This window comes from Mycobacterium sp. (assembly GCF_049683355.1).
Classification (GTDB): domain Bacteria; phylum Actinomycetota; class Actinomycetes; order Mycobacteriales; family Mycobacteriaceae; genus Mycobacterium.
Genome location: NZ_JBAUJB010000219.1, coordinates 1 through 5,013, shown reverse-complemented (window position 1 = coordinate 5,013; position 5,013 = coordinate 1). Strand labels below are relative to the sequence as shown.

The 5,013-nt window shown below is 68.0% G+C and carries 3 protein-coding genes and 4 pseudogenes; 4 read left to right on the top strand and 3 right to left on the bottom strand.

Annotated elements, in window-relative coordinates; all coding sequences use genetic code 11:
• From WA944_RS13315 to WA944_RS13305, 3 genes and pseudogenes are all read left to right on the top strand, one after another.
• Positions 1–181: pseudogene (locus WA944_RS13315) on the top strand (DUF7159 family protein); the annotation flags it as partial.
• Positions 182–224: 43 nt separating this feature from the next.
• On the top strand, positions 225–848 hold the full coding sequence (locus WA944_RS13310; protein ID WP_526369359.1) for a Pr6Pr family membrane protein: 624 nt from the start codon (positions 225–227) through the stop codon (positions 846–848).
• Positions 849–961: 113 nt separating this feature from the next.
• Entirely contained in the window at positions 962–1,762 is an 801-nt protein-coding gene (locus tag WA944_RS13305; protein WP_526647019.1) for a L,D-transpeptidase, read from the top strand.
• Between the two features lie 7 nt (positions 1,763–1,769).
• Here the strand turns inward: WA944_RS13305 and WA944_RS13300 are convergent, their stop codons facing one another.
• Both WA944_RS13300 and WA944_RS13295 read right to left on the bottom strand, forming a co-directional pair.
• Complete coding sequence (locus tag WA944_RS13300) at positions 1,770–2,195, bottom strand: lipoprotein LpqH (RefSeq protein WP_526369355.1); 426 nt, start codon at positions 2,193–2,195, stop codon at positions 1,770–1,772.
• Positions 2,196–2,249: 54 nt separating this feature from the next.
• Positions 2,250–3,060: pseudogene (locus WA944_RS13295) on the bottom strand (helix-turn-helix domain-containing protein).
• An 86-nt stretch (positions 3,061–3,146) separates the two neighbouring features.
• Here WA944_RS13295 and WA944_RS13290 point away from each other — a divergent pair.
• Positions 3,147–3,536 (top strand): annotated as a pseudogene (locus WA944_RS13290) (hypothetical protein).
• Here the strand turns inward: WA944_RS13290 and WA944_RS13285 are convergent.
• Positions 3,478–4,685: pseudogene (locus WA944_RS13285) on the bottom strand (cytochrome P450). The pseudogenes WA944_RS13290 and WA944_RS13285 overlap by 59 nt on opposite strands.
• Positions 4,686–5,013: the final 328 nt, after the last annotated feature.

The following is a 5,013-nucleotide window of genomic DNA, read 5'->3' as shown; positions in this document are numbered from 1 at the left end:
GCTGCCGCCCGCCGGCCTCGCGCCCCCGCCGCCGGCCCCGGAGATGATCCCGCCGCCGGTACCGGAAGAACGCCCGGGAATCCTGCAACGGATCCGGGAGCGGCTCGCCGGAGGTGGCGCCGACCAGCAGCAACCGGCCGTCGTGCCCCCGCCGCCCGCCGTACCCCCGCCGCTGCCGTAACACCCGCGGGCACCCGGGACCAGCAACGCTTACCCTCGCTGAGGTGAGTCTGCCTCTCGCGCCGCCCGGAACCTCGATCCTGCGCACCACGCTGCGGGTGGCGATCATCGCCTCCGTGGTGGCGGCCGTGGCCGTGGTCGCGATGACCTCGGAGCGGGGAGTGTGGTGGCGCCTGATCACGTTCACCTACCAGGCCAACCTCCTCGCCGCCGGGTACTACCTGTGGACTCTGGTGTCGCCGCGCGCCGATACCCGGGTGGGCCTGCGGGGCGCCGTGGTGCTTTACGTGGTGATGGCGGGTGCGGTATGGAACCTGTTTCTCACCGGCCACAGCATGGGTTACACCCCGGCGAACCTGCTGCTGCATGTCGTGGTGCCGGTGCTGGCGCTGGCCGACTGGCTTCTCATCGGCCGGGGGACGGCCAGGGTGTCGTGGTGGCAACCGATGGCCTGGCTGGCCTACCCCGCCGGCTATCTGCTGCTGGCACTGCTGGTGCTCAACGAATTCGGTCGGCGCGCACCTTATTACCTTCTCGATCCCGCCACCGTCGGGACCACGACGGTGGCCCTGAACGTCGTCGGACTGGCCGGCGGTGTGCTCGTGATGGGGTACGCGTTGCTGGCCGCTCATCGCGCCGCGACCACGGTGGGCGTCGAGGTGCCATGAAACGTTCCGACGTGGGAGTTCGATAGTCAGACAGACGCATTGTGAAACCGACCCCGAACCCCCGCGCGACCAGCGTGTCTGCGCCGAACCGGGACGATAACTAGGATGGCACCGTGGCGAGCGCCCCTCTGCAGCAAACGCATCGATGGCGGGTGGTCGCGCGTCGGCTGACTGCGCTGGCCGGCTCGGTCGTGGTTCTCACCGGACTGTCGCTGGGTGGGCCGATCGCGACGGGGTGGGCAGGATCGGCCGCCCCGGAAGCGGTCGCGAGTGTGTCGCCCGCGGCGGGGCAGACCGTCGGCGTGGCCCATCCGGTGACCGTGGCGTTCACCGGCGCGGTCGCCGATCGGCGCGCTGCCGAGAGGGCGATCAGCGTCGCGCCGGCAACCGCTCCGGCACCAGCATCAGGCTCGTTCACCTGGCTCGACGATCACGTCGTGGAATGGACCCCCGCGGAGTTCTTCCCGGCGCACTCGCCGATCAACGTCTCGGTCGGCGGATTCAAGACCAGCTTCCAGACCGGTTCGTCGGTGGTCGGCGTCGCCGACATCAGCGCGTACACGTTCACCGTGAGCATCGACGGGGAAATCGCCCGCCAGATGCCCGCCTCGATGGGCAAGGCCAAGTTCCCCACCCCGGTCGGGCGGTTCACGGCGCTGAGCAAAGAGCGCAATGTCACCTTCGACTCCCGCACCATCGGGATACCTCTCGACGATCCCGAGGGCTACCTGATCAAGGGGGAGTACGGCATCCGTGTCACCTGGGGCGGTGTCTACGTCCACTCGGCGCCGTGGTCGGTGGGCTCCCAGGGGTACGCCAACGTCAGCCACGGGTGCATCAACCTCAGCCCCGACAACGCCGCCTGGTACTTCAACACCGTGCGGGTGGGTGACCCGATCATCGTGCAGGCCTGAACGACGATCAGCAGTTGGTCTCGATCCTGAACTTCGCCGTGGCCTTGTTCATCTGGTCATCGGTGAAGGTGCCGTCCGCGGTGCCGGTGATCGTGTAACTCCCGTCAGCCCCCTCCACCTCGGCGTCCCCGATGTTGTCGGCCCAGTAGGTCCCGGTGAAACCGCCGACATCGCGGAACTCCACGGACTTCGGCGTCACCGGGCCACCCGTTTCCAGGACCGCGGTGAAGCCGTTGTCGTCCTGCGGCGTCTCGATGTACCACGACCACCCCGATTGACGACAGCGCACCGGTTGCGCCCCGCCGGTGTTGGTGCCGTCGATGGTGACCGTGGCCGTGGTGCCGCCCAGTGCCGGTTCCGGTGCCGAGCAGCCGGCCGCGCCCACGATGGCGATGCCGCCGACGGCGGCCGCGATGAAGTGTCGGTTCTCCATGGCGCCCGACTCTATGCGCTGCAGCGACCGATTCCAGCCGAAATGGCGGGGTGATCACCGATTGGCCGCCCGACCGGCCCCGCGCAGGGCCGCTGCGGTGGCATCGTCGGCCGGCAGGAACGCTTCGATGCTCAGTTCCGCTGCGGTGAGATCCAGCGCGGTGCCGAACGTCGTCACCATGCTCAGAAACCGCAGCCGCCTGCCGTCCGGTGTCGCCAGCTCGAGCGGCACCGCGACCCCTCCTAGGTTCGGGCTGTCCTCGAATCCTCCTGGTTACGATCCGATTTCGGCAAAAGAGCTCGGCGAGCTGAGCGGAGCCGCCCGCAGCGACCTCACGACGCAGCCGGTCGATCAGATGGGTCCGCCACTGCGCGAGATTGGCGATCCGGGGCGCCAGGCCGTCGGGGTGCAACGCGATGCGCAGCGCGTTGGGCCGTTCGAGCAGATGCGCGGCGACCCCGTCGAGCAACACCCCGGCGCCGGGATTGGCCATGACGATCCGCCAGCCCTTGTCGACGACAACGCAGGGGTAGGGGTCGAAGGCGTCCAGCACCCTGCCCACGCCGGCCCGCACCGCGGCCATGTCCGGTGCGTCCAGAGTCCGTTCGGCGTACACCGGGGCCAGCCCCGCCGCCACCAGCAGCCGATTCTGGTCACGCGCAGGCACGTCCAGCACGGTGGCCAATCGCAGCACCATCGCCCTGCTGGCGTTGGCACGGCCGGTCTCGACGAAGCTGACGTGCCGGGCCGAGACACCGGCTTCCACGGCGAGATCCAACTGGCTCAGCCGGCGCCGGAGACGCCAGGCACGGATCAACGCACCGAACGTCGCGGGCGGTTCGCACTGCCCGTCCGGCGTTGTCATGGAGATCAGTGTGCCCCCGCGGCGGGCGCCCGACCACTACCTCTCAGGTAATTGCGCCGCTTACCTCTGAGGGGGACCGTGGAGGTATGACCACAAAACGCGGTGTGACGACATCGGCATCGGCAACGGTGGCGGCGGCACCGGCGCCACCCGTCCCGCGGTGGTTGCGCCTTGTCTTGATCTGCGACCGCGCGGGCTCGGCGTGGTACATCGGCGCCGGCTTCTTCTTCGCACCCGTGCTCGCGGTGGTCTCACCCTGGCCGCTGCTCACCACGGTGGCGTGGGCCCGCCATCGGGCTGGCCGGACTGTGGCTCGCACTGCTGGGCGTCGCGTGGCCACCGGACTGGCGATCGTGCTGAGGTCGAACGCCGAGATCCCCGAGGACTATGGGCGTTCCATCATCGACTATCCGAGCGCTACTGGTGCTGCACCGGGCAGCCCGACTGCCCGGTGTAGTCGACCTGCCAGTGTTTGATGCCGTTGAGCCAACCCGACCTCAGACGTTCGGGGGTGCCGACCGCGGCGAGATCGGGCAGGTGGTCGGCGATCGCGTTGAACATCAGCTCGATCGTCATCCTGGCCAGGTTCGCCCCGACGCAGTAGTGGGCGCCGGTGCCGCCAAAGCCGATGTGCGGGTTGGGGTCTCGCAGGATGTTGAACGAGAACGGGTCATCGAAGACCTCCTCGTCGAAATTCGCCGACCGGTAGGACATCACCACCCGCTGTCCCGTCTTGATGGGCACTCCTGACAGTTCGTAGTCCTGCAGGGCGGTGCGCTGGAACGAGGTCACCGGCGTGGCCCACCGAACGATCTCGTCGACTGCGGTGACCGGGCGTTCCCGCTTGTAGAGGTCCCACTGGTCGGGATGCTCGACCATCGCGATCATGCCGTGGGTGATCGAGTTGCGGGTCGTCTCGTTGCCGGCGACCGCCAACAGCACCATGAAGAACCCGAACTCGTCGTCGGAGAGCTTGTGTCCGTCGACATCGGCCTCGATCAGCTTGGTGACGATGTCCTCACCCGGCTCGTTCGCCCGGATCGCGGCCAGCTGCATGGTGTACATGATGAGTTCGGTTGCCGCGTTGCGTCCGTCATGGTGGGCGTACTCGGGGTCGTCGTCGGCCACCATCTGGTTGGACCAGTCGAAGATCTTCTTGCGATCCTCCAGCGGGATGCCGATCAGTCCCGCGATGGCCTGCAGCGGTAGTTCGCAGGACACCTGTTCGACGAAGTCCCCGGTGCCTTCGGCGGCCGCCGCCTTGGCGATGTTCTGGGCTCGTTCGTTGAGATCGTCACGCAACCGTTCCACGGCGCGGGGGGTGAAACCCCTGGAGATGATCTTGCGCAGATGGGTGTGGTGGACCCTTCCGGATACCGGGGCAGCGCCGTCTTCTCCAGGCTGGAGAACACGTCGCTGCGCTTGGAGATCTCCTTGACGTCGCGGTGCTTGGTCACCACCCAGTAGCCACCGTCACCGAAAGGGCCGGCCCCGCCGGTGGTCTGCTCGTTCCACCAGATCGGCGCGCAGCGACGCAACTCGGCGAGCTCGTCCACCGGCAACCGCTCTCGGTTGAGTTCGGGATCGGTGAAGTCGAATCCTGGCGGAAGGGTGGGAGTCGGCATGCGTTGGCTCCTAACCGTGGGGTGGCCGTACCGCATTGCTACACCACAGTCGGGCCTCGGCGAGACAACTTGCGAGAAGTGTGTACCCGGAAGTCGTTCCGCTGGACTCCACCGCCCCGCGGTGTAACGATTTCAGGGCCGCCGCAGATGCATCCAGTGAATAGCCGCGAAACCCGAAGGGGGCATCGGTGAAGTTCGGAATCGACGTGAAAATCGCTTCAATCGTCGGGGCTGCAGCGCTGGCCGCCCTGACCCTCACCGCGCCGGCCGCCCTGGCTGAGCCGACCCCACCGGCACCGCCACTCCCGGTTCCGGCGCCGGCTCCAGC

Bases quoted from the DNA above. Each gene is read 5' to 3' on its own strand.
- WA944_RS13300 (WP_526369355.1), bottom strand. From the start codon at position 2,195: ATGGAGAACCGACACTTCATCGCGGCCGCCGTCGGCGGCATCGCCATC.